Source organism: Nocardia sp. X0981 (assembly GCF_977089955.1).
This window is the reverse complement of the sequence record NZ_OZ372435.1, coordinates 821644-844479: the sequence shown is the minus strand read 5'-3', so window position 1 is coordinate 844479 and position 22836 is coordinate 821644. Positions and strand designations below refer to the sequence as shown.

Annotated in this window: 23 protein-coding genes; 12 read left to right on the top strand and 11 right to left on the bottom strand. The window is 68.8% G+C overall.

The window, feature by feature from the left end:
- Positions 1-88 precede the first annotated feature (88 nt).
- The 5 genes from ACYR7D_RS03515 to ACYR7D_RS03495 all read left to right on the top strand — a co-directional run bounded on the left by ACYR7D_RS03515 (position 89) and on the right by ACYR7D_RS03495 (position 3188).
- A complete protein-coding gene (locus tag ACYR7D_RS03515) occupies positions 89-448 on the top strand; it encodes a DUF4229 domain-containing protein (RefSeq protein WP_459549995.1) in 360 nt (119 codons plus the stop codon).
- On the top strand, positions 445-1530 hold the full coding sequence (gene cds1 / locus ACYR7D_RS03510; protein ID WP_459548190.1) for an L-cysteine desulfhydrase Cds1: 1086 nt from the start codon (positions 445-447) through the stop codon (positions 1528-1530). The genes ACYR7D_RS03515 and cds1 overlap by 4 nt, the downstream gene beginning before the upstream one ends.
- A gap of 315 nt (positions 1531-1845) precedes the next feature.
- The gene (locus ACYR7D_RS03505; RefSeq protein ID WP_459548189.1) at positions 1846-2067 is read left to right on the top strand and encodes a helix-turn-helix domain-containing protein; all 222 of its coding nucleotides are present in this window, start codon (positions 1846-1848) and stop codon (positions 2065-2067) included.
- Positions 2068-2652 carry a Clp protease N-terminal domain-containing protein gene (locus tag ACYR7D_RS03500; RefSeq protein ID WP_459548188.1) on the top strand — a complete coding sequence of 195 codons (585 nt, stop codon included), beginning with the start codon at positions 2068-2070 and terminating at the stop codon, positions 2650-2652. It begins immediately after the preceding gene.
- Positions 2653-2804: 152 nt separating this feature from the next.
- Complete coding sequence (locus tag ACYR7D_RS03495; protein ID WP_459548187.1) at positions 2805-3188, top strand: phage holin family protein; 384 nt, start codon at positions 2805-2807, stop codon at positions 3186-3188.
- A 128-nt stretch (positions 3189-3316) separates the two neighbouring features.
- Here ACYR7D_RS03495 and ACYR7D_RS03490 read toward each other — a convergent pair whose 3' ends face one another.
- Positions 3317-4189, bottom strand: a complete 873-nt coding sequence (locus tag ACYR7D_RS03490; protein WP_459548186.1) for a 1,4-dihydroxy-2-naphthoate polyprenyltransferase — start codon at positions 4187-4189, stop codon at positions 3317-3319.
- A gap of 174 nt (positions 4190-4363) precedes the next feature.
- On the opposite strand from ACYR7D_RS03490, the gene ACYR7D_RS03485 reads away from it, so the two are divergent.
- Positions 4364-4648 (top strand): hypothetical protein, encoded by a 285-nt coding sequence (locus ACYR7D_RS03485; protein WP_459548185.1) that lies wholly within the window; start codon positions 4364-4366, stop codon positions 4646-4648.
- A 54-nt stretch (positions 4649-4702) separates the two neighbouring features.
- On the opposite strand, the gene menE is transcribed toward ACYR7D_RS03485, so the two are convergent.
- The 3 genes from menE to ACYR7D_RS03470 all read right to left on the bottom strand — a co-directional run bounded on the left by menE (position 4703) and on the right by ACYR7D_RS03470 (position 7538).
- Positions 4703-5839 carry an o-succinylbenzoate--CoA ligase gene (gene menE, locus ACYR7D_RS03480; protein WP_459549994.1) on the bottom strand — a complete coding sequence of 379 codons (1137 nt, stop codon included), beginning with the start codon at positions 5837-5839 and terminating at the stop codon, positions 4703-4705.
- A gap of 324 nt (positions 5840-6163) precedes the next feature.
- On the bottom strand, positions 6164-6547 hold the full coding sequence (locus ACYR7D_RS03475; protein ID WP_459548184.1) for a VOC family protein: 384 nt from the start codon (positions 6545-6547) through the stop codon (positions 6164-6166).
- A 97-nt stretch (positions 6548-6644) separates the two neighbouring features.
- Positions 6645-7538, bottom strand: coding sequence for a 1,4-dihydroxy-2-naphthoyl-CoA synthase (locus tag ACYR7D_RS03470; protein ID WP_459548183.1), 894 nt, complete (start codon positions 7536-7538; stop codon positions 6645-6647).
- Positions 7539-7643: 105 nt separating this feature from the next.
- Here ACYR7D_RS03470 and ACYR7D_RS03465 point away from each other — a divergent pair, with 105 nt between their 5' ends.
- The 3 genes from ACYR7D_RS03465 (at position 7644) to menD (ending at position 10725) form a co-directional block, all read left to right on the top strand.
- Entirely contained in the window at positions 7644-8300 is a 657-nt protein-coding gene (locus tag ACYR7D_RS03465) for a PaaI family thioesterase (RefSeq protein ID WP_459548182.1), read from the top strand.
- 147 nt (positions 8301-8447) lie between these two features.
- Positions 8448-8894, top strand: a complete 447-nt coding sequence (locus ACYR7D_RS03460; protein ID WP_459548181.1) for a DUF6918 family protein — start codon at positions 8448-8450, stop codon at positions 8892-8894.
- 199 nt (positions 8895-9093) lie between these two features.
- Positions 9094-10725, top strand: coding sequence for a 2-succinyl-5-enolpyruvyl-6-hydroxy-3-cyclohexene-1-carboxylic-acid synthase (gene menD / locus ACYR7D_RS03455; protein ID WP_459548180.1), 1632 nt, complete (start codon positions 9094-9096; stop codon positions 10723-10725).
- 68 nt (positions 10726-10793) lie between these two features.
- On the opposite strand, the gene ACYR7D_RS03450 is transcribed toward menD, so the two are convergent.
- The gene (locus ACYR7D_RS03450) at positions 10794-11291 is read right to left on the bottom strand and encodes a DUF6764 family protein (RefSeq protein WP_459548179.1); all 498 of its coding nucleotides are present in this window, start codon (positions 11289-11291) and stop codon (positions 10794-10796) included.
- Positions 11292-11541: 250 nt separating this feature from the next.
- Here ACYR7D_RS03450 and ACYR7D_RS03445 point away from each other — a divergent pair, with 250 nt between their 5' ends.
- Positions 11542-12120: a TIGR03086 family metal-binding protein gene (locus tag ACYR7D_RS03445; RefSeq protein ID WP_459548178.1), complete on the top strand. Its 579-nt coding sequence runs from the start codon at positions 11542-11544 to the stop codon at positions 12118-12120.
- A 53-nt stretch (positions 12121-12173) separates the two neighbouring features.
- Here the strand turns inward: ACYR7D_RS03445 and ACYR7D_RS03440 are convergent, their stop codons facing one another.
- Positions 12174-12797: a TetR/AcrR family transcriptional regulator gene (locus tag ACYR7D_RS03440; protein ID WP_459548177.1), complete on the bottom strand. Its 624-nt coding sequence runs from the start codon at positions 12795-12797 to the stop codon at positions 12174-12176.
- An 81-nt stretch (positions 12798-12878) separates the two neighbouring features.
- Between ACYR7D_RS03440 and ACYR7D_RS03435 the strand changes: the two genes are divergently transcribed.
- Complete coding sequence (locus tag ACYR7D_RS03435) at positions 12879-13913, top strand: aldo/keto reductase (RefSeq protein ID WP_459548176.1); 1035 nt, start codon at positions 12879-12881, stop codon at positions 13911-13913.
- Positions 13914-14018: 105 nt separating this feature from the next.
- Here ACYR7D_RS03435 and ACYR7D_RS03430 read toward each other — a convergent pair whose 3' ends face one another.
- From ACYR7D_RS03430 to ACYR7D_RS03415, 4 genes are all read right to left on the bottom strand, one after another.
- A complete protein-coding gene (locus ACYR7D_RS03430; protein ID WP_459548175.1) occupies positions 14019-18212 on the bottom strand; it encodes a molybdopterin-dependent oxidoreductase in 4194 nt (1397 codons plus the stop codon).
- A gap of 119 nt (positions 18213-18331) precedes the next feature.
- Positions 18332-19039, bottom strand: coding sequence for a demethylmenaquinone methyltransferase (locus ACYR7D_RS03425; protein WP_459548174.1), 708 nt, complete (start codon positions 19037-19039; stop codon positions 18332-18334).
- 85 nt (positions 19040-19124) lie between these two features.
- Positions 19125-20267, bottom strand: coding sequence for a glycosyltransferase family 4 protein (locus ACYR7D_RS03420; RefSeq protein WP_459548173.1), 1143 nt, complete (start codon positions 20265-20267; stop codon positions 19125-19127).
- A 4-nt stretch (positions 20268-20271) separates the two neighbouring features.
- Entirely contained in the window at positions 20272-20697 is a 426-nt protein-coding gene (locus tag ACYR7D_RS03415; protein WP_459549993.1) for a DUF3592 domain-containing protein, read from the bottom strand.
- A 311-nt stretch (positions 20698-21008) separates the two neighbouring features.
- Here ACYR7D_RS03415 and ACYR7D_RS03410 point away from each other — a divergent pair, with 311 nt between their 5' ends.
- Positions 21009-21515 (top strand): DUF2505 domain-containing protein, encoded by a 507-nt coding sequence (locus ACYR7D_RS03410; RefSeq protein ID WP_459548172.1) that lies wholly within the window; start codon positions 21009-21011, stop codon positions 21513-21515.
- Between the two features lie 45 nt (positions 21516-21560).
- Here the strand turns inward: ACYR7D_RS03410 and ACYR7D_RS03405 are convergent, their stop codons facing one another.
- Entirely contained in the window at positions 21561-22832 is a 1272-nt protein-coding gene (locus tag ACYR7D_RS03405) for a geranylgeranyl reductase family protein (protein ID WP_459548171.1), read from the bottom strand.
- Positions 22833-22836: the final 4 nt, after the last annotated feature.

Sequence of the window (22836 nt, the reverse complement as noted above, 5' to 3'; positions counted from 1 at the left end):
CCGGCGGTTCGCTTACGCTGGTCAGGTGAGTGACGCGAACACCCCCGAGGAACCGACCGCCCCCCGGCCGGCGTCGCCGGGCCGCCGTCTGGCGCGCAACCTGGCGCTCTACACCCTGGCACGGCTGGTGCTGGTGGCGATACTCACCGCCGTGATCGTGGCCGGAGCCCGGGTGATCTCGGTGCAGATACCGCTGGTGGTGGCCATCCTCTTCGCGATCGTCATCGCCATGCCGCTCTCGCTCACGCTGTTCAAGGGCCTGCGCGGTCAGGTGAACTCCGATATCGCGGCGGTGGACGAACGCCGCCGCCGGGACAAAGCGCAGCTGCGGGCGCGCCTGCGCGGCGAAGCGGTGACCGGAACCGAGGAATCCACGGACCCGCCGTCCGGCGGCCCGGGGCCGGAGAAGGGCGACGCGCCGGGTGGTGACTCCGGTGGCCCGGCGTGAAATCCTGCGACCGTAGCGACCCACGTGGATGGGCCGATAACGCGGTACGGCTCATCGATGCCGACGCGCAACGCAGTGCCGACACCCATCTGCTGCGCTACCCGCTACCGGCCGACTGGAACATCCAGCTCTACCTCAAGGACGAATCCACCCATATCACCGGCAGCCTGAAACACCGGCTGGCCCGCTCACTGTTCCTCTACGGGCTGTGCAACGGCTGGATCACCGAGGGAACCACCATCGTGGAAGCCTCCTCGGGGTCGACGGCGGTCAGCGAAGCGTACTTCGCCGCGCTGCTCGGGCTGGATTTCGTGGCCGTGGTGCCCGCCAACACCTCGCCGCAGAAGATCGCGTTGATCGAAGCGCAGGGCGGTCGCTGCCACTATGTGCGGCGTCCGCCGGATATGTACACCGAGGCCGCGCGGCTGGCGGCCGAATGCGGCGGCCACTACCTGGACCAGTTCACGAATGCCGAACGCGCCACGGATTGGCGCGGGAACAACAATATCGCCGAATCCATTTTCCAGCAGCTGGCCTTGGAGACCCACCCCGTACCGGAGTGGATCGTCGTCGGCGCCGGTACCGGCGGCACCAGCGCCACGATCGGCCGGTACCTGCGCTACCGGCGGCATCCGACCCGGCTGGCAGTGGTGGATCCCGACAATTCGGCCTTCTACGGCGCCTACGAGACGGGTGCGCGCGACTACACCACCGGTATGCCGTCGCGGATCGAGGGTATCGGCAGGCCGCGGATGGAACCGTCGTTCGTACCGGAAGTGGTCGACCGGATGATCCATGTCCCCGATCCGGCCTCCATCGCGGCGGCCAGGTTCGCGAGCCGGACTCTCGGGCGGCGGGTCGGCGGCTCCACCGGGACCAACTTCTGGGGCGCGTGCGCTGTGATAGCGGAGATGCTGGCGGACGGGCGCAGCGGCAGTGTGGTCACCCTGCTGTGCGACGGGGGAGAGCGATACGCCGGAACCTACTACGACGACGACTGGATCGCGGCCCAGGGCTGGGACCTCGCCGAGCCGGCCGCCGTGCTCACCGATTTCTTCGCCACCGGGCGCTGGAACGCCTGACGAACCGGCCGGGCGGTAGAGGACGGGCTCGCCGGGCCGGTCGACGCACAGGGCGACTCCGAATACGGTTCTCGATTCCGAGTACGCCGTAGACGGTGCCTCGGGGCACCGCCGGGCTCACCCCATCCACGGCTTGCTGGGTGCCGAACTCCTGGGCCGGGTCGTTCGCCTCGATGGCGAGCGCGTCCAGTGATACGTGATTCGTCCTACCGTTCACGGTTCCCGCTCTGTCTCGCGTGGCTCTCGCGTGGCGATTATGTGCGCTGTCGTCAATTTTTGTTGACATATGTACGGATCGTCAATCAAAATTGACGCATGACGGAAGCAACCACTCTGGCCGCCGCGGCGGGCAGCCCCGACCCCGCGGTGGGACTGCGGGCGGTCCTGGCGCTGCGCCGGCTGCTCGAACGCCTGGAGGCGATCCAGGTACACAACGCCCGGGGCCAGGGCTGGTCCTGGCAGGCCATCGCCGACGCGCTCGAGGTCAGCAAACAAGCGGTCCATCAGAAACACAACCGAAAGGGCAAGGGTCGATAAATGTTCGAGAGATTCGCCGAAAGTGCCAGGCGGGCGGTTGTCACGGCGCAGGAGGAGGCCCGCGAACTACGCTCTCCCGATATCCGGGTCGAGCATCTTCTGCTGGGACTACTGGGCCGGGCCGAACCGGACCTGCGGGGACTGCTGGAACAGAACGGCGTCACCCGGGAAGGGGTGGTGCGCGATCTCGCCCGGGTCGGAAAGGGAGAACCGCTGGGTGCGGAGGACGCCGCGGCGCTGCGATCCATCGGCATAGACCTGGAGGCCGTACGCGAGAGCCTGGAGGCCTCTTTCGGCGCGGACGCGCTCGACCGAGCGGCGCCACCGGAAGAACGCCGCAGCCGCTTCGGTCGCGGGCTCGGTGCCCGGTTCGGGCATATCCCGTTCACACCGGGCGCCAAGAAAGTGCTGGAACTCTCGCTGCGAGAAGCGCTGGCGCGCAAGGAGAAAAGCATCGAATCGGGGCATATCCTGCTCGGCATCCTGCGTGCGCCCAACCCGGTGACCGCCGATGTCCTCGGCGGGAGCGCCGAACTCGCCCGGCTGCGAGATCAGGTGCACGCGTTGCTCGACCGGGCCGCGTGAACGCACGCACTCTCGCTACGCCGGCCGAAACGGGCCGGCGTACCCGGGCGGGTTCGCCGGCCCGGCATCGCTATAGGCCGGAGCCAGCGCCCGGAAGCAGGAAACAGTGCTGTATCCGAGATACGGCCCCGCGATATGCCTAGCATGGCTGTATGCAGCTTGTGCTCCGGTTGATAGGCACCGCGTTCGCCATCTGGCTGGCCGCGCTCTGGGTGGACAAAATCGAGATCGTCTCGCCGCCGGATCAGGGCAACGGTGCCAAAATCGTTGTCCTGCTCGCGGTGGCGGTGGTGTTCACGCTGGTGAACGCATTCGTCAAACCGTTCGTGAAACTCCTGTCCCTACCGCTGGTGATCCTCACCCTGGGCCTGTTCCTGCTGGTGATCAACGCATTGATGCTGTGGCTCACGGCCTGGATCACCGAAGCCACCGATTACGGCCTGCGGATCGACGGTTTCTGGGCCGCGTTGCTGGGCGCCATCATCATCACGGTGGTGAACTGGGCGATCGGGATCATCCTGCCCGACAAGGACTGAGTTGTCCTGCGACGCGGGCTCGCCCCTTCGTGGGCCTCGTAAGGCTCGGCGCTGTGTGGTTGCGCCGGGATGCGGATCACCGGTTGCCGAGGTGGGTTTCCGGCAGGTACCGCAGAAGCTCGAAGGGGTCAGGGGGCGAGCCAGAGGGTGGTGGCGGTGAGGATCGACCAGGCCAGCATGGCCAGGCCCGTGTCGCGTAGGGCGGGGATCAGCTCCAGGCCTCGCCGGTTCGCTCGGACGGGGGCGTTCGCGCGGACGGCCAGGGGGAGGGCCAGGAGGCCGGCCAGCGCCCACGGGGTGCGGGCGAGGAGTGTCAGGGTCAGCAGGAACGGGAGCGCTATCAGCGCCAGATGCAGGGTGCGGGTGCGGGTATCGCCCAGTTTCACCGCCAAGGTCGTCTTACCGGATTCGGTATCGGTGGGGATATCCCGCAGATTGTTGGCCACCAGGACCGCGCTGGAGAAGGCGCCGACAGCGATGGCGAGCACCGCTCCTACCCAGTCGATCCGGTCGGCCTGGACGAACTCGGTGCCCAGGACCGCGACGAGACCGAAGAAAACGAAAACGGCCACCTCGCCGAAGCCGCTGTAACCGTACGGTTTGCTGCCGCCGGTGTAGAACCACGCTCCCGCCAGGCACACCGCACCGATCAGTGCCAGCCACCACGCCGAAAGCAGCGCGAGTATCAGGCCCAGTACGGCACCGACGGTGAGGCCGGCGATCGCGGCCCCGCGCACCGCGGCGGGGGAGGCCAGCCCGGAACCGACCAGCCGCAGCGGGCCGACCCGCTCGTTGTCGGTGCCCCGGATCCCGTCGGAGTAGTCGTTGGCGTAGTTCACGCCGACGATGAGCGCCAAGGAGACCCCCAGCGCGAGCAGCGCTTTCCACCAGACCGCGCTGTCGATGGATGCCGCGGCACCGGTACCGGCCAGGACGGGGGCGATCGCGTTCGGCAGTGTCCGGGGCCGTGCGCCCTCGATCCATTGTGCTGCGGTAGCCATTCCCGCAGCCTAGCCAACGCGGCGGGCCGGGGCCGGAGAGCGGATGCCGCCGTGACACGGGCAACGGCTACTTGCCTGATCCGCGAGGCGGGGGCATTCTCGACAGCGTTGGACTGATCTTCCTCTCGCCGGGTAGTCGCCCGGCGAGGCATATACGGAGGAGAGGAGCCCATCATGGCCCAGCACAAGCCGCCCCGGACGGTCGAACCCGCTACCTTCGACGCGGTCCCCGAAGCCGACCGTGTGGAACAGGACGTTCCGGCCTATCCCGACGATGCCCCCTACACCGATATCGACCCCCGTTCGGTTCCGGAGGATATGCCGGTACCCGAGGAGCTCCTGCCGGTGCCGGGCGCCCGGGACGACTGGCACGCCGATCCGGCCGACCTCGCCGAACAGGCCATCCCGGTTCCGCTGGGCGACGATTACGACGGTGCGTACGCCGACGAGGAGCCCTGAGCCGAACCCGAACCTGGGAACGGGGTCCGTGCCGGAACGGCGCGGACCCCTGTTTCAGGAAGCCGATCCGCTGCGCAGATGTCTGCGCAGCTCGGCGCGGTCGGGTTTGCCCGGACCCAGCAGGGGGAGGTCGTCGACCAGAATGAGCTCACGGGGCGCGGCCACCGTATCGAGTTCGCCGAGTACATGCGCCCGCAACTCGTCGAGAGTGGGTGCGGCGCCGGGGGCGGGTACCACCGCGACCACGACCCGCTGCCCCAGCCGATCGTCCGGGAGGCCGAGTACCACGCATTCGGATACCGCCGGATGCGTGCTCAACACCGCCTCCACCACCTGCGGGATCACCAGCAGGCCGCCGGTGCTGATGGCCTCGTCCAGCCGCCCCTGCACACGCAGTACACCGTCCTGGAAGACACCGGCGTCGTCGGTGCGGAACCAGCCGGGTTCGGCGAAGGCGGGATGCTCGGGCATATTGCGGTAACCGGTCGCCAGCATCGCGCCGCCGAGCAGGATCCGTCCGTTCTCGATGCGCACCTTCGTACCGGTCAGCGGCACCCCGTCGTAAACGCACCCACCGCAGGTCTCGCTCATTCCGTAGGTGCGCACCACATTGATCCCCGCCTCGCGGGCCCGCTCGTATACCGGGGCCGGGGTGGCGGCCCCGCCGATCAGCACCGCGTCCAACTCGGCCAGCGCCGCGCTCGCGGCGGGCTCTTCCAGAACCTTGATCAGCTGTGTCGGCACCAGAGAGGTGTAGCGGCGTTCGCCGCGCATCCCCGCGATCGCCCCGGCCAGGGCTTCGGGCAGGAAACCACCCGAGACGTCCACCACGGTCGGCTCGGTGCCGGCCAGCAGCGAGCGCAGGATCACCTGCAATCCGGCGATGTGATGGGTCGGCAGGGCCAGCAGCCAGCTACCCGGGCCGCCGAGACGTTCATGGGTGGCGGCGCCGCTGGCCCGCAGCGCGGCCGCGGTGAGCATGGCGCCCTTCGGGACCCCGGTCGTGCCCGAGGTGGTCACCACCAGCGCGATATCGTCGGCGATCGGTTCGCCGGGGGCGAGCGCATCGCCCAGCCGGCGGGTTTCGCGGCGGTCGCTGCTCGGTACCGGCAACCAGGCCGCCGAGCCGCTGCCGTCGAGAACCTGGCGTAGATGCGGCAGGACATCGCTGACCCCGCTACCGGTGGGCATGGGCAGAGTGCGCAGGGTTCTGGTCACGGCCACGCCTTGTCCCCGGCCGGCCGGAATGCCGTGGTTCGCTCGCTGCGCTGCCTCACGGCAGCGATGGTGTCATGGGCGACCGGACGCGGACAGCAGGGGTCGATGCTGCCGGAACAGGGCGCCGGCGCCGGGTGATCGGATTGGGCTGTGCCAGGCATGATGCTGCGATTCACTCGTCGGACGGTACGAAAGTGGTCGCACCGGGCGTCGGTGATCGGGCGGCCATCCGATCGTATCGTCGCCCGGACGCCCGGGGGTTGGCAACCCGGTAGAAAACCGGAACACATGCCCTTGTCAGCGGGTGTCCCGCCGCAGCGGATGGGCTTCCGGCACCTCCACCAGCACGATCGGTACCCCGTCCGGATCCTTCAGCCACATCTCCACCAGGCCCCACGGCTCGGTGACCGGTGCCCGGTCGATCGCCACTCCCCGCAGCGCCAGCTCCACGGCGGCGGCGCCCACATCCCGAACCTGTAGCCAGATCGCCCCCGCGAACCCGCGCGGATCGTCGTCGGCCCCGCCGTGTCCCGCCACCTCGATCAGCGATTGTCCGGCGAACAACACCGTCCCACCGGCGTACTCCCGGTAAACCGCCAGGCCGAGAGAATCCCGGTAGAACGCCAACGTGGTCGCGTAGTCGCGCGGGCGCAGAATTATCCGACTACTGAGGATGTCCATCGACGGAAAGTCTAGGCCCCCGGCGCCGCTTCTGGGCGATGTTCGCCGCGTGGACCGAAGCCCGGCGCCTCGGGCTTCGATACCGCGCGCCGAGAGTTCAGAAGTACCAGGGGTAAGGGCTCCAGTCCGGTGCCCGCTTCTCCAGGAACGAATCGCGCCCCTCGATCGCCTCGTCGGTCATGTACGCCATCCGGGTCGCTTCCCCCGCGAACAGCTGCTGCCCCACCAGGCCGTCGTCGGCGAGGTTGAACGCGTATTTGAGCATTCGCTGCGCCTGCGGGGATTTGCCGTTGATCGCCTTCGTCCACTCCAGCGCCACGTTTTCCAGTTCCGCGTGGTCGACCACCGCGTTGACCGCACCCATGGCGTGCATCTCCTCGGCCGTGTAGGGGCGGCCGAGGAAGAAGATCTCCCGGGCGAATTTCTGGCCCACCAGTTTCGCGAGGTAGGCGCTGCCATAGCCGCCGTCGAAACTGCCCACATCGGCATCGGTCTGTTTGAAGCGGGCGTGTTCGCGGCTGGCCAGCGTCAGATCGCACACCACGTGCAGGCTGTGCCCGCCACCCGCGGCCCAGCCGTTCACCAGCGCGATCACCACTTTCGGCATGAAGCGGATGAGGCGCTGGACCTCGAGGATGTGCAGCCGGCCCGCGCGGGCCTTGTCGACCGTGTCGGCGGTGTCGCCGCTGGCGTACTGGTAGCCGCTGCGGCCGCGGATGCGCTGGTCTCCGCCGGAGCAGAAGGCCCAGCCGCCGTCCTTGGGACTGGGGCCGTTGCCGGTGAGCAGGACGGCGCCGATATCGGGGGTGGTCCGGGCATGGTCGAGGACCGTATACAGTTCGTCGACCGTATGCGGCCGGAAGGCGTTGCGCACCTCGGGACGGTCGAAGGCGATCCGGACGGTGCCCTGTTCGATATGCCGGTGGTAGGTGATATCGGTCAGGTTCTCGAACCCGGGCACTTCGCGCCACAGCGTCGGATTGAACGTCATGGGGTGATTACATCAGGCGTCGCGCCGCCGGTGGCCGGCCGTTGACTTCGCCACATATTCGCCCGGGGGTTTGGACGCCGTAAAATCCAGAGTTACGGTGCTTGTATGAGTGAGCAGACCCAGCCGACGATCGACGACAGCGCTGTCGACGAGGATCGGTACGAGCGGCACGGAGGGTTCCCCAAGTACACCCCGGCCCGGGTCGGCCCGGAATTCGGCGAATTCGTCGAGGCCATGCGCACACTGCAGGATCTCGCCGTCTCGGTGGACGCCCCCGACGATGTCTACCGCGCCGCCCGCGACCAGGTGAACGAGCTGATCGAACTGCTCGGGCCCTACCGGGCCCCGGAACAGCAGGGGCCCGCGGGCCGCGCCATCGACCTGCCGGGGCGCGGCAGCCTGCTGTTGCTGCCCTGGCGCACGGTTTCCGCCGGTCCGGACGGCATCGTGATGAAAGGCGTGTTCCGTCGCTACCACCTCGGCGGGAACGCCGCCGCCCACGGTGGTGTGCTGCCACTGCTGTTCGACGACCTCTTCGGCATGACCGTGCACTACGCCGGTCGCCCGATCAGCCGGACCGCCTTCCTGCATGTGAACTATCGCAAGGTGACTCCGCTCGAGACCCCGCTGACGGTGCGCGGGCGGGTCGAACGCATCGAGGGCCGCAAAACCTTCATCAGCGCCGAACTGACCGATGAAGACGGCACGGTGCTCGCCGACAGTGAAGGTCTGATGGTGCAGCTGCTGCCCTGGCAGCCCTGAGTTTCTTTCCCTCGCCGGGGCTGCGGTCGTACCGGAGATGCCTTCCCCGGCTCGGGTCCACGGATGCGGGGCGCAATACCCTCCTCCGGGCAGTGCGTATAGTTGCGTTGCCCGTCCATACGAGTACTGATCCGGAGGATCCTTAAATTGGTTGCAGCACTGTCTGAATCACTGCTTGACGAGGCCACGCGCCCGGCCTTCCTCGCCGACGCCGTCCAGGTCCTGGACGCCGAGGTCTCCGATAAGGGTGGTGCGTCGGGTCTGGCCGTGAAGGGTGGGTACGCGGCGGTGAAGAAGATCAGCCCGTCCATCGTGCCCGACGCCCTGGAATCGCTGGCCCCCAAGCTGCTCGAGCAGCTCCAGCCGTACTGGAGTGAATACAAGGCCGGTGCCGCCGGCAGCTTCGGCGAACTGCTCACCGCCAAGGGTGACGAGGTTGCCGAGGCCCTGCTGAGCGTCACCGACGCGCGGGCCGCGTCCTCCAGCCGGCCGGCCATCCAGAAGGTGTACAACTCGATGCGTTCCTCGGCCAAGAAGAACGTCATCGAGGCGCTGCCCCGGGTCGGCGACCTGGTGCAGAAGCACGCCGGCTAACCCCTGCAGGGTGATTCGACCGCGCGTACGCGCGGTACGAGGGGGCCTCGACGACGAGGTCCCCAACGGGGGATTTCGACGGGGGACCGCCGTGCACCGGTTCCGGCCGTTCGCCGCCACAGCGTGGGTCCGCTCCTCGGCGCGCGGGTGTGAGCAGGCCGACGCAGACGTAGCGGCCGGGGTCTGACAGGCTGGAAGCGTGAATCCGTCAACAGCGCAAGCGCGGGTGGTCGTCGACGAACTCGCGCGCGGTGGGGTACGGGAGGTCGTTCTGTGCCCCGGCTCGCGTAACGCCCCGCTGGCGTTCGCACTGCAGGCCGCCGACGCGGCCGGAACTCTCCGGTTGCATATGCGCGTCGACGAGCGCACTGCCGGATTCCTCGCGATAGGCCTGGCAATCGCTTCGGGCGCTCCGGTTCCGGTCGTGATGACCTCGGGTACCGCCGTCGCGAACCTGGGACCGGCCGTGCTGGAAGCGAATTACGCCCGGGTCCCGCTGATCGTGCTCAGCGCGAACCGGCCGTACGAGATGCTGGGCACCGGCGCGAATCAGACCGTGGAACAGCTCGGCCTGTTCGGTAGCCAGGTTCGCGCGACCATCAGTCTGGGCCTGGCCGAGGTCGAATCCGCCGCCGACTACCCGCGGCAGAACAGTGTCTGGCGTTCCTCGGTGTGCCGGGTACTGGCCGCCGCTCGCGGTACCCGGTCGGGCAACGCCGGCCCGGTACATTTCGACATCCCGCTGCGCGAACCGCTGGTGCCCGATTCGCAGTCGGAGGAAACCACCCCGGGGGGAAGAGAATCCGGCCGGCCCTGGACGCATACCCAGTACGCCACTCTCGACGTTCCGCTCGAGATCGACCTCGGCCCCGATACCGTGGTGATCTCGGGGCACGGCGCCGGCCTGCGCAACGAGCTGGCGGCGCTGCCCACGGTCGCCGAACCCACCGCTCCCGTGCACGGCCCCGCCCTGCATCCGCTGGCGCTCCCGTTGCTGCGTCCCCGGCAGGCCATCATCACCGGGCGTCCCACCCTGCACCGGCAGGTGTCCAAGGTACTGGCCGATCCCGATGTCACGGTGTACGCGCTGACCACCGGGCCGCGCTGGCCGGACGTATCCGGCAATGTGGTCGGTACCGGCACCCGCGCGGTCACCACCGGTGCCCCCAGCGCAGAGTGGCTGGCCCGCTGCCGCGATCTCGACCAGCGTGCCCGCGCCGTCGTACGCGAAGAACTGGGACGCCACCCGAAGCCCACCGGCCTGCACGTGGCCGCGGTGGTGATGGACGCGCTCCGCGAGGGCGATCAGCTCTTACTCGGCGCGTCGAACCCGGTCCGCGACGCCGCCTTGGTCGCGGTACCGCGCCCCGGTGTACGGGTCCTGTCCAACCGGGGCGTCGCGGGTATCGACGGGACGGTCTCCTCCGCTGTCGGCGCCGCTCTTCACCATCCGGGCCGCACGATCGCGCTCATCGGCGATCTGACCTTCCTGCACGATGCGTCCGGTCTGCTCATCGGACGCGGTGAACCCCGCCCCGACGATCTGACCATCGTGGTCGCCAATGACGACGGCGGGGGCATCTTCGAACTCCTCGAACAGGGAGATCCGCAGTACGCCGGTGTTTTCGAGCGGGTTTTCGGCACTCCGCACGGTATGGATCTGTCGGCGCTGTGCGCGGCGTACCGGATCCCGCACCGGCAGGTCGGAGCGGAGGAGCTGGCGACCGAACTGGCCGGTTCCGCGAACGGATTCCGGGTGCTGGAGGTCATCACCGATCGAGCCGGTCTACGGGAGTTGCACGCGGCGGTCCGGGCCAATCTCGGCCGCTAGCCACGGGCCGGTGGCCGTGCCCGGGGAATCGGTGGTTCCGAGGCCGGGGGAGCCCGGCCGGCGCCGGCTCAGCCCATCGACAGACAGCCCTGCCAGGTCTGGAAATCCCCGGCGAATCCGGGCCCGCCGGTGCAGGTCGGTGTGGAGGTTCCGGTGACGGACACCTCCGCGCCGGGGCCGGCGATACCGATGGACAGACCCGGGCGTACACCCGTGACATTCGCCCGCGCGCCGGGGCCCACCGCGATCGCCGCCGGGCCGGACAGGTGTTCCGCGGCCGAACCGGCGCTTCCCCCGTTGGCGGCGATGGCCAGCGACAAGCTCGTGGGTGCCGCGTCGGCTGCGGCGCTCCCGTCGAGTCCGTAGGCGGCCGCAGCGCCGCCTTCCTCGCTTTTCGCGGTGCAGGACGCGCCTTCGTCACCGGTTTGCACGGAGGCCGCCCCCGGTGCCGGACAGGACGCCGGGGGCGCGGCCACCGCCGTGGGACCTGCGGCCAGCGCTGCCGCGGCCACCGCGCCCGCACCCGCGAACAATCCCAGCGAACGCGCGATGGTGAAGTGGAACATGACGGTCTCCTCGTTCTCGATCGTGGTGCCGGTCTCCCCTTTTTCGAGGGTCGGTCGAGCTGAATACCGCCTGGCGATCCTCACGGTACGCCGCTGAACGGCCCCGACAGGGCTACCGGCACCGGATGCCGGTAGCGGCGCGTGTCGGGCCGGCCGCCGCGAAGACCTCGCGGTATGGGTGGGCGGCGAGCGGTGATTTTCGCGGCCCGGGATCGTCGGCATGGGTGAACCCCGTAGACGAGGAGCCCTCATGCGCCCGGAATTCGACCTCTCACCCGCTGCCGACGCACTGACGCAGGTGGTGGTCGCCATCGATGATGATCGACTCGACTCGTCCACGCCCGCGGCTATGCCGGTCCGCGCCCTGCTCGAACATATCGACGGTCTGGCCGAGGCCTTCCGCGCTGCCGCGAGCAAGGAGACGATCGGTGGATCCGCGGCGCCGGAGTCCGGCTCCGGCGTACGGCCCGGTTGGCGTGTGCGTATACCTCAGCGGCTTGCCGCACTCGCCCGCGCCTGGTGTGACCCGGCGGCCTGGGACGGGGAAACGGAGGCGGGCGGGGTGGCCATGCCGGCGGCGGTGACGGCGCGCGTCGCGCTCGACGAACTGGTGGTCCACTGCTGGGATCTGGGGCAGGCCACCGGCCGGGAAATGGTGGTGCGCCGGGCGGACCTGGAAATCCTGCTGTCCTTTCTGCGGGACACCCCCGAGGAGGGCACGCCCGGTCTTTTCGGTCCCGTGGTGCCGGTCTCGGAGCGGGCCCCGCTGCTGCATCGAGTTCTCGGGTTGACCGGGCGAGACGCGTTCTGGATGCCGCACAGGATGTGACGGCCGGGCGGGACCGCGCGTGCCGGCCTTCCGGTCGGGGAACGCGACGCCGGTCATCCGAGGTCGGTGCGGACGAAGACACCGGCCGCGGCGGCGGTGGCCGCGGCCGCGGCCGCGGAGCGCGCAGCGTACTCGCCGAGTGGGTCGCCGCTGGCCAGCAGCCGGTAGTACAGCGGACCGGAGACGGCGGTGAGGACGGCGCGTGGGTCGGTTCCGCCGGGTATCTCGCCCCGGGTGATCGCGTCGGTGATGCAGCAGGCCCACTCGCCGAGGCGTACATCGTAGAACTTGCGCAGGGCGGCGCCGGCGGTGTCGTCGCAGGTGGCCGCGGCTATGACCGCCCGGAAGAGGCGGCCTTGCCGAGGATCGGCCAGAGTTTCGGCGACCAGCCGGGCGTTGGCCGTGAGGTCACCGAGCAGGGAGCCGGTATCCGCCCGGGGCAGTGATTGTTCGGCCATATCCACCAAGAGGTCGGCGATCAGGCCGGTGGGGGTGCGCCAGCGTCGGTAGACCGTTGTCTTGCCGACTTCCGCCCGCCCGGCGACCTCTGCGAGATCGAGGTGGGCGAAGCCCTTTTCGGCCAGGAGATCACCGGCGGCCCGCAGGACCGCCGCGCGTACCCGGGCGGTGCGCCCGCCGGGTCGGACCGAGCCGGGAACGGACACCTCTGAGGTCATAATGGAACTCCAGTTTCATTTGTAGCGAATTTGCGGTACGGTTTCGGTGTTAATGAAACACTAGACCCTTTAGGAGTCGAGATGGAGTACCGGCGGCTGGGTGCCTCGGGTCTGCTCGTGCCCGCGCTGAGTTTCGGCACCGGCACGTTCGGCGGGCGAGGTGAACTGTTCGGCGCCTGGGGTGATACCGATGTCGCCGAGGCGCGACGGCTGGTCGATATCGCCCTCGATGCCGGTATGACGATGTTCGATACGGCGGATGTCTATTCCGACGGCGCCTCCGAGGAAGTCCTCGGCGCGGCGATCCGGGGCCGGCGGGACCGGGTGCTGTTGTCCACCAAGGCCGGTTTGCCCGTCGGCCCGGGGCCGGCCGACGCGGGTTCGGGCCGGTCCCGGTTGATCACCGCGGTGGAAGACGCACTGCGGCGGCTGGGGGTCGAGCATATCGACCTGTTCCAGTTGCACGCTTTCGATGCGCACACGCCGGTCGAAGAAGTCCTGCGCGCGCTCGACGACCTGGTGCGCGCGGGCAAGATCCGCTATCTGGGCGCATCCAATTTCGCCGGCTGGCAGCTGATGAAATCGCTGGCTGCCACCGATCGGTACGGACTGTCCCGCTATACCGCTCACCAGGTCTACTACTCGCTGGTCGGCCGCGACTACGAATGGGAACTGATGCCCCTGGGCCTGGCGGAAGGGGTGGGCGCGATGGTGTGGAGTCCGCTCGGCTGGGGTCGGCTCACCGGCAAGATCCGCCGCGGGCAACCCCTGCCCGCGGGCAGCCGGCTGCACCGTACAGCCGAAGCAGGCCCCCCGGTGGACCAGGAACATCTCTACACCGTGATCGACGCGCTGGACGAGATCGCCGCCGAGACGGGGCGTTCCGTGCCGCAGATCGCGCTGAACTGGTTGCTCTCCCGCCCGACGGTGGCCACCGTTATCGTCGGCGCCCGCAACGAGGAACAGTTGCGCCAGAACCTCGGTGCCCTCGGCTGGGAACTCACCCCGGACCATATCGCCCGGCTCGACAAGGCCAGTGCGCTCACCCCGCCGTACCCCTACTACCCGTACTACCGCCTGCCGGATTTCACCCGGGTGAATCCACCCGCGGTCTGAGGGCTCGCGCTCGACCGCTACGACCCGCCCGCGGGAGTGGCCGCGGCGCATCCCGATCCCGGCCACCCGCTCGGCCGGGCTCGGGGGACGGAATTCCGTCCGCTGTCAGTAGACGTCCCGGACGTAGCGTTTCTCGGCGACGAGTTGCTTCTTGAACGCGAGGGCGCCGTCCTCGTCGAGTTTGCCGTGGATCCGGGCGATGCGCAGCAGGGCGTCATCGACATCCTTCGCCATTCGCGCGGCGTCACCACAGACGTAGAAGTGGGCCCCGTCGCGCAGCCACGACCACAATTCGGCGCCGTGCTCGATCATGCGGTGCTGCACATAGACCCGTTCCCGCTGATCGCGGGAGAACGCCAGGTCCAGCCGAGACAGATGGCCCGAGCGGAACATATCCTCGAGCTCGGTCCGGTAGTAGAAATTCTGCGCCGCGTGCTGATCGCCGAAGAACAGCCAATTACCTCCGGTGGCACCCCGCGCGCGGCGTTCGTGCAGGAAACCACGAAACGGTGCGATACCGGTACCCGGACCCACCATGATCATCGGCACACTCGGGTCCAGCGGCGGCCGGAAATGCGGTGCGCGCTGCAGGAATACGGGCACCTCGACGGCGCGATCGGCCAGGAAGGTGGAACAGACACCACCGCGTCGTGCCGCGGAACCCGCCGCCGCGGGGTCACCGTATCGGACGATACCCACGGTCAGCTCCACCTGATCGGGATCCACCAATGGGCTGGAGGAGATCGAATACTGCCGCGGCTGTAGTTTTTTCAGAACTCCGAGCCATTCCACCAGATCGGCGCGCACCGGGAAATCCCGTAGGACGTCCACGGCCTGGCGATCCCACAGATAACCGGCCAGTTCATTGTGGTTATCGCGGCGCAACAGTTTGGCGAGCCGGTTGCTGGAGTTGCGTTCGGCCACGAATTCCAGCAGGTCCCGGGAGATCTTGGTGATGTCGTAGTGGCTGCTCAGAGCCTGCTCCAGCGTTGTCTCGGCCCCGTCCACCTCGATACCGCGACGCCCGTCCAGACCGGCCGCATCGAGCCATTCCCCGACCAGTGACGGACAGTTCTCCGGCCGGACCCCGAGCGAATCGCCCACCTCGTAACGGGCATCGGTATCACGAAGGTCGAAGGTGATGCGCCGGACCTCCTTCGCCGCGCCGGGAGCGGTCAGTATCTCGTTGCCGACCAGCGGCACGGTGAGCGGGGCGGCGCGGGTGAACGCGGCGGGCGCGGCGGGGCGCGTCCGCGGCGCGGCGGGCGCCGCGCGTTCCAGGACGCCGGTTACGGCACCCCCACCGCCGCCGGAGGGGAATCCGGCGATATCGCGGGGGCCCCCACCGCCGTCACCGGACTCTGCGCCAGGACCGGTCAGCGCGGCGATCACCGCGTCCAGCCAGGCAGCGCCCGGTTCGGCGAAATCCGGTTCGCAGTCCTGCCGAGGCAACAGCCGGCAAGCACCGCGTTCGGCGAATACAGCGTCCAGTTTCCGGCCGTGCCCGCAGAAGTCGTCATAGGAGGAATCCCCCAGCGCGAAGACCGCGTAGCGCATACCGGTGAGACGGGCGGTACTCGCCTCGAGCCGCGACCAGAAATCGGCGCCGTTGTCCGGCGGACCGCCGTCACCGAACGTACTGCTGATCACCAGAACATCACCGGTCAGCGCCGCCGGATCGCAGGAATCCATCTCGATCAGGTGGGGCAGGAAACCGGAATCGGTCAACCGCTGGGCGACGGTGGCCGCGAAATCCTCGGCATTACCGGTCTGCGAGGCCCACAGTACGGTTACCGGCAAGGCGTTCGGAAGGCCCGGTTCCGCCGCCGCTTCCGGCGCCACCGCGCGGGAATACATACCGGCGAGCAGTCCGTCCACCCATGTTCGAGCATGTTCGGAAAGCGGCGCCGAAACGGGCAGCACCGGCTGTCCGGAGACCGGCAGCGATTGCAAGGCGGCCAGATATCCGCCGAGATAGATACGTTCGGTTTCGCTCAACGTCGGGGTGCTCGCCGAATCCAAGCCGAGCACGGTCGCCAGCGGGTGGGTGCCGGCCGCGGTGGGGTCGGACGGGGGCCGATCCCCCGGTGCCGCCGGGGTCCGCTCCGGCACCACCGGCGCGACCCGCCGCAGGGCCACCGCGCACGCCTTGAACTCCGGCTGCAGGGACTCGGGATCCACGGCATCGTTGGTCACCGCGTTGATGGTCAGGTATTCACCTTGTTCGTCGTTCCAGTGGAAGGGCGCGAAACAGCAGCCCGGCCGCATCCGGTCGCTGATGCGGGCCGGTAGTACCGCCCGGCCGCGCCGCGAGGTGATCTCGAGCTGGTCGCCGGGCGCCAGGCCGAGCGCCCGGGCGTCCTCGGGATGAACCTCGACGAACGGTTCCCCGTTCAATCTGCCGAGTTTTTCGACGCGGCCGGTCTTCGTCATCGAATGCCACTGATGCTGCAGGCGACCGGTATCGAGCAGGAAGGGGTAGTCGTCGCCGGGCATCTCCTCGGGCAGCATATGCGGACGTGGCCAGAACACCGCCCGCCCGCTCGCGGTGGGAAAAGCCAGCCGCGGGCGGCGCCCCTCCGCGTCGACGAACAGCGGCCGGTTCACGCCGTCGTTGCGGTAGCGGATCGGGTTGCGGCGGCGTGCGGCATCGGAGCAGGGCCACTGGGCGGGACCCTCGCGCAACATATCGTGGCTCATCGCGCTCAGGTCGTAGCCGGTGGCCGGATTGGCGAACCGCCGCAGTTCGTCGAATACCTCGGCGGCGGAGGCGAAATCGAAGCCGGGGAAACCCATCGCGGTCGCCACCTGCGCGATCAACTGCCAATCCGGGCGGGCGGCACCGGCCGGTTCCACCGAGCGCGGCAGCAGGGTCACCGTACGTTCGGAATTCACCATCGTCGCATCGGCCTCCGCCCACAGGGCGGCGGGCAGCAGCAGGTCGGCGTAGGTGTTGGTGGCGGTTTCGGTATAGGCGTCCTGGGCGATCACCAGTTCGGCGGCTTCCAGGCCCGCGATGACGGTTTTGCGATTGGCCACGGTGGCCACCGGATTCGTGCAGATGATCCAGGCCGCTCTGATGGTGCCCGCGGCGAGTCCGCGGAACATCTCGATCGTGCCGGGACCGGATTCGGCACGCAGGGTGCCCGGCGGTAGTGCCCACGCGGTTTCCACGAAGGCGCGGTCGGCGGCGGACAGGGCCGTGCGCTGTCCGGGCAGACCCGCACCCATGTAGCCCATCTCCCTACCGCCCATGGCGTTCGGCTGGCCCGTCAGCGAGAACGGCCCGCTGCCCGGGCGGCAGATGGCGCCGGTCGCCAGATGTAAATTGCACAGCGCGTTGGTGTTCCAGGTGCCGTGAGTGGACTGGTTCAGTCCCATGGTCCACAGGCTCATCCATTCGCCCGCCTCGCCGATCCATCGGGCGGCGGTGCGGATATCGTCCTCGGCGAGACCGGTGAGGGCGGCCACCCGGCCGGGCGGATAGTCGGCGAGGAACTCCGGCATCGTGGCCCAGCCCTCGGTGTGCTCGGCGATGAACTCGGTATCGATATCGCCCGCCTCGACCAGCAGGTACAGCAGGCCGTTGAGCAGAGCGAGATCGGTACCGGGCGCGATCTGCAGGAACAGGTCCGCACGGGCGGCGGTTTCGGTGCGCCGCGGATCGACCACGATCAACTTGGCGCCCGTCTTCAACCGGTCGGCCATGCGCAGGAAGAGGACGGGGTGGCAATCGGCCATATTCGCGCCGATGACGAAGAAGAGGTCGGCGTGCTCGAAATCGTCGTAGGACCCCGGTGGCCCGTCGGCGCCGAGTGACTGTTTGTAGCCGGTGGCGGCACTGGCCATACACAAGCGTGAGTTGGCCTCCATGTGCACGGTCCGTAGATGACCCTTGGCCAATTTGGTGGCCAGATACTGGGCTTCCAGCGACATCTGTCCCGAGACGTACAGGGCGATCGCGTCGGGGCCGTGCTCGTCCAGGATCCGGCGCAGCCGGTCCGCGGCTTCGGCGACGGCCTCGTCCACGCCCACGGGTTGTGGTTCGACACCGCGGGCCGGCCGGCGGTAGGCGGTGGTCATCCGCCCCGGTGCCCGCGTCAGTTCCAGGTGTGTGGCGCCCTTGGTGCACAACCGTCCGGCATTCGCCGGGTGCAGTTTGTCACCGCCGACCTTGGTGATCACCGGCGCACCGGTGGCGTCCGCGGCGGTGGTGACTTCGATTCCGCAGCCGACACCGCAGTACGAGCACGCCGTCCTGGTCGTGCCCGGCCGCTGGTCTCCGCATCCCTCGGACATGCCTCCGATCGTCCCCGCGACCGGTTTCCTCGGCTTTTCCCGATGTTATCGTCGGGTGACATTCCACTTCACCGGCGAAAATCACAGCGGTGAGGTAGATGAACGGCTTTCTCGGGCCGTCAGCCGCCCAGCTTGTATCCCCGGTGCAGCGCCACCACTCCGCCGGTCAGGTTCCGCCATTTCACACCGGACCAGCCGGCGTCGGCCACCCGGCGCCCGAGTTGCCGCTGGTTCGGCCAGGCCCGGATGGATTCGGCGAGGTAGACGTAGGCGTCCGGGTTGCTGCTCACCGCCCGCGCGACCCGGGGGAGCGCCTTCATCAGGTATTCCATGTAGAGCGTCTTGAACCCGGGGATCACCGGTGTGGAGAACTCACAGATCACCAACCGGCCGCCGGGTTTGGTGACCCGCAGCATCTCGCGCATGGCCAGATCGATATCGGCCACATTGCGCAGCCCGAAGGATATGGTGACCGCGTCGAAGGAATTATCGGCGAACGGTAGCGCCATAGCATCCCCGGCGACCATCGGCACCTGCCGGAATCGTCCCGCGGCCAGCATTCCCTGCGAGAAATCGGCGGCCACGCACCAGGCACCCGACTTGCCCAGTTCCACCGTGGACACGCCCGTCCCAGCGGCCAGATCGAGCACGCGCTCACCGGGGCGCGGGCCGATCGCCTTACGGGTCATCCAGCGCCAATAACGGTCCTGACCGGCCGAGATAACGGTATTGGTCAGGTCGTATCGTCGCGCCACCCCGTCGAACATCGACGCGACCTCATGGGGTTGCTTGTCCAGCGAGGCCCGGACCGATTGTGTTTTCACCACGGCTCGACCCTAATGGGCGCGACCCGGCGGCAGCGGGTAACCCCGAAGCGGCGGAGCCGGCTGCCGCTCCTGCCTGCTGCCGCGTTCACGCCGACCGCGGCAGCCGGGAGACGGTCCCGCCGACCTCCGCGTAATGGGTCATGAGCTCGGCACAGACGGCCGGCCAGGTGCGGTGCAGCACCGATCCGCGGGCCGCGGCGCCGAAACGGGCACGGAGGCCGGCGTCCTGGAGGGTGGAGACGGTGCCGGGCAGTAGATCGGTGAAATCATCGACCGGAAGCAGGTAGCCGTTGCGGCAGTGCGCGATCAGGTCGCGGGGGCCGCCGGCGGCGGGCCCCACCACCGGAACGCCCGAAGCCAGCGCTTCCTGGACGCCCTGGCAGAACGTTTCGTGCTCACCCGGATGCACCATCACATCCAAACTGGCGTACGCGCGGGCGAGTTCGGCGCCCCGGAGTTCGCCGGTGAAAACCGCGCCCGGCAGCAGCCGGGTGAGTTCCGCCCGTTCCGGCCCGTCCCCGACGATCACCAGTTGTACCGCCGGATCGCGGGCCAGCACCGCCAGCCGCTCCACATGCTTCTCCGGGGCGAGCCGCCCCACGAACCCCACCAGCAGCCGCTCGCCGCCGCCGAGCCACCGCTCCCGTAATCCGGCATCCCGCGCCTGCGGAGTGAACCGCGCGGTATCGACCCCGCGACCCCACCGGTGCACCCGTGGAATACCGTGCCGGGCCAAATCCTCGGCCGCCGCGCTCGACGGCGCCAGCGTACGGGCCGCGCCCTCGTGGATCCGCCGGGTCCATCCCCATGCGGCCCGCGCGGCCAAACCGAGTCCGTAGCTCGCGGCGAAACCGGCCACATCGGTCTGATAGACCGCCACCGTGGGCAGATCCAGCCGCAGTGCCGCCGCCAGCCCGCCCGCTCCCAGCAGGAACGGCGAGGCCAGGTGCACCACGTCCGGATCGAAATCGCCCAGAGCCCCGACCATGCCCGGCTGTGGTAGACCCACCGGCAGCGAACTGATCCTCGGCACCATCACCGCGGGTACCCGGTACACGGGGAATCCGCCGTGGTGCCGGGGCGCGGGTGGCCGGCCGCGCAAGGTGTCGGGTGCGATGACGAGCGCCTCGTGCCCGTGTCGATACAGATGATCCAGTACCCGCAGTACCGAGTTCACGACGCCGTTCATATTCGGGAGGAACGACTCCGCAACGATGGCTACGCGCACCTCGTCAGTCTGCGAGGCCGGAGTCCCCCGCCGGGCGTCGCCGATATGACACCGGATCGAAGATCCGGCGAACACTCATCGAACCGGTTTCCGCACGGCTCAGCAGCCACAGCAGGGGCAGGGTCACCGCCCAGATCGTGATCAGCACCGACAGCGCCGGCGGAATAGCCACCCGTACATCGCGCCCGGCCACGCGGACCAGGTCGGGATCGGCGCGGTTGTATTCGACGTTGATCCGTTCCCCTGCGGTCAGATTGGTGGGATACAGGACCCCGACCTTCGGATTGTGCGTCACCCCATCGGGGGTGACGTACATCACCGCGGAGCGCAGCCGGCCGGCGGAGAGGACCTCGCCGGTGGTTTCCCCTTTGTCCGATTCGATCAGATAGTCGTTGCGCCACGCCGCGAGCACCAGCAGCACCACCAGCATGCTCACCGATACGGCGGCGATCACCACCCCCACCCGCACCCGGCGCAGCCGCTCGGCGCGGGCCGGACGTCCGCCGCTTTCCTTCCGTTCGGGCTCGGGGCGAACCGGCGGGGCCACGTCCAGTTCCGGAGCCGGCCCGGGCGGCTCGGCCACCCCTGCCTGGTCGGGCACGCTACCTCCTCCGGAATCGCTGCGTGGTCGCCGTATCGGTCTCGGCCGGCCCCGCGCACGCCACCGCGTACCGAGCGCCGTCGGCGCGACCGATTTCCAGCACCGCAACAGGCTAGCCGGGTCCGCTAGGGTGGGCGCTCATGGCCCGAAAATTCGGCTTCACCCTGTCCTATCCGATCCCGGTGGCAGACCTCCACGCGGCGCTCACCGGAGAAGAAATGTGGCGTGACCGATTCGCCGACGCGGAAACGGCCACTCTCGAGATGTCCCATCCCGACGGACCGGGCACCATCCGCCTGTCGATGAGCGAGAAGGCCCGGCAGGAGAAGGTTCCCGCCGTCGTCCGCAAAGTGCTCAAGGGTGAGCTCGTGGTCACCCGGGTGGACAACTGGCAGCGGCTCGACGGTTCCACCGCCGAGGGCACCTTCGAAGGCACCTCCTCGGGTATTCCGGTGGAGATGACCGGCACCTACCGGCTACGTCCCTCCACCGAGGGCTCGGAACTGGTGGTCACCGGAAAGGTGAAGGTCAAGATCCCGCTGATCGGTGGCACCATAGAACCGCTCGCCGAACAGTTGCAGCGGCGGGTCGTCGAGGGCGAACGCAAATTCATCCTCGACTGGTTCGCCGGACGATCCGACACCTAGCAGCCGCGGAACCCGGGGCCGTTGCGCGCGGATCCGGGTTCCGGCCTAGCCGAAGGGGACCAGTTCGTCGAAACGCATGGATGCCCGACCGGCGGCGCGCCAGGCGCGGGCGGTGAGGTCCACGTCCTCGTCGGTGACCAGATTTCCCATGACCCGCACCGCGGTGCGTTGCAAGAACTTCGATCGCATCACCGGCGGCCCGCCCAGCGGCACCATCCGGGGATGGGTGGCCAGCCCCGCGATCCGCCGCGCCACCGAATACGTGCGGCCGTACCTGGTACGCAGCCGATCCGGCCACAGCCGGGTCAGATCGGGCTCGTCCAGCAGATCGGCGAGCATATGCCCGCCCTCCAGCCCGTAGTCGATACCCTCGCCGTTCAAGGGGTTCACGCAACCCGCCGCGTCACCCACCAGGGCCCAGTTCACGCCCGCGATACCGGACACGGCACCGCCCATCGGCAGCAACGCCGACGACACCGCTCGCAGCGAACCCGTCAGCTCCCATTCCTCCCGGCGTAGAGCGGTGTAGTGCTCCAGCAGCGGTTTCAACGCGATATGCGAAGGACGCCGCTCGGTGGCCAGCGAACCGACCCCGATGTTCACCTCACCGTTGGCCAGCGGAAAAACCCAGCCGTACCCGGGCACCAGCTCATCGTCGGCGTTACGCAGTTCCAGATGCGAGGTGATCCACTGATCGTCGCTGCGGGCCGAAGAGATATAGGCGCGGGCCGCGACCCCGTAGGCGTAGCGGCGATGCCAGGTGCGGCCGAGGAGCTTGCCGACCGGAGAACGGACTCCGTCGGCCACGATCAAGCTCGCGCAGCGGATCTCGTGTTCGATACCGCCGGTGCGTACGGTCACGCCGGTCACCCGGGCGCCGTCGCGTGAGACACCCACCACCTTCGTACCGTCGAACATCCGCGCCCCGGACTTCACCGCGGTCTCGCGCAATGTGTCGTCCAATTCGGTGCGCGGGATCGCGCTGCCGTAGGTCGGGAACGAACCACCCGGCCAGGGCAGCAGCGCCTCACGGCCGAAACCGGTCATCCGCAGGCCGTGATTCACGGTGTGTGCGCGCACCCATTCGCCCAGGCCCAGATGCTCCAGTTCCGCGGTGGCACGCGGGGTCAGGCCGTCACCGCAGGTTTTGTCCCGGGGGAATACCGCGGAATCCAGCAGCAGCACATCGCGACCCGCGCGCGCCGCCCAGGCCGCGGCCGCCGAACCCGCCGGGCCCGCGCCCACCACCAGCACCTGCACGTGGGTCGGCAACGCGTTCCGGTCGTCGCTGGCCGGTGTGACTTCGGGTGCACCCATGCGG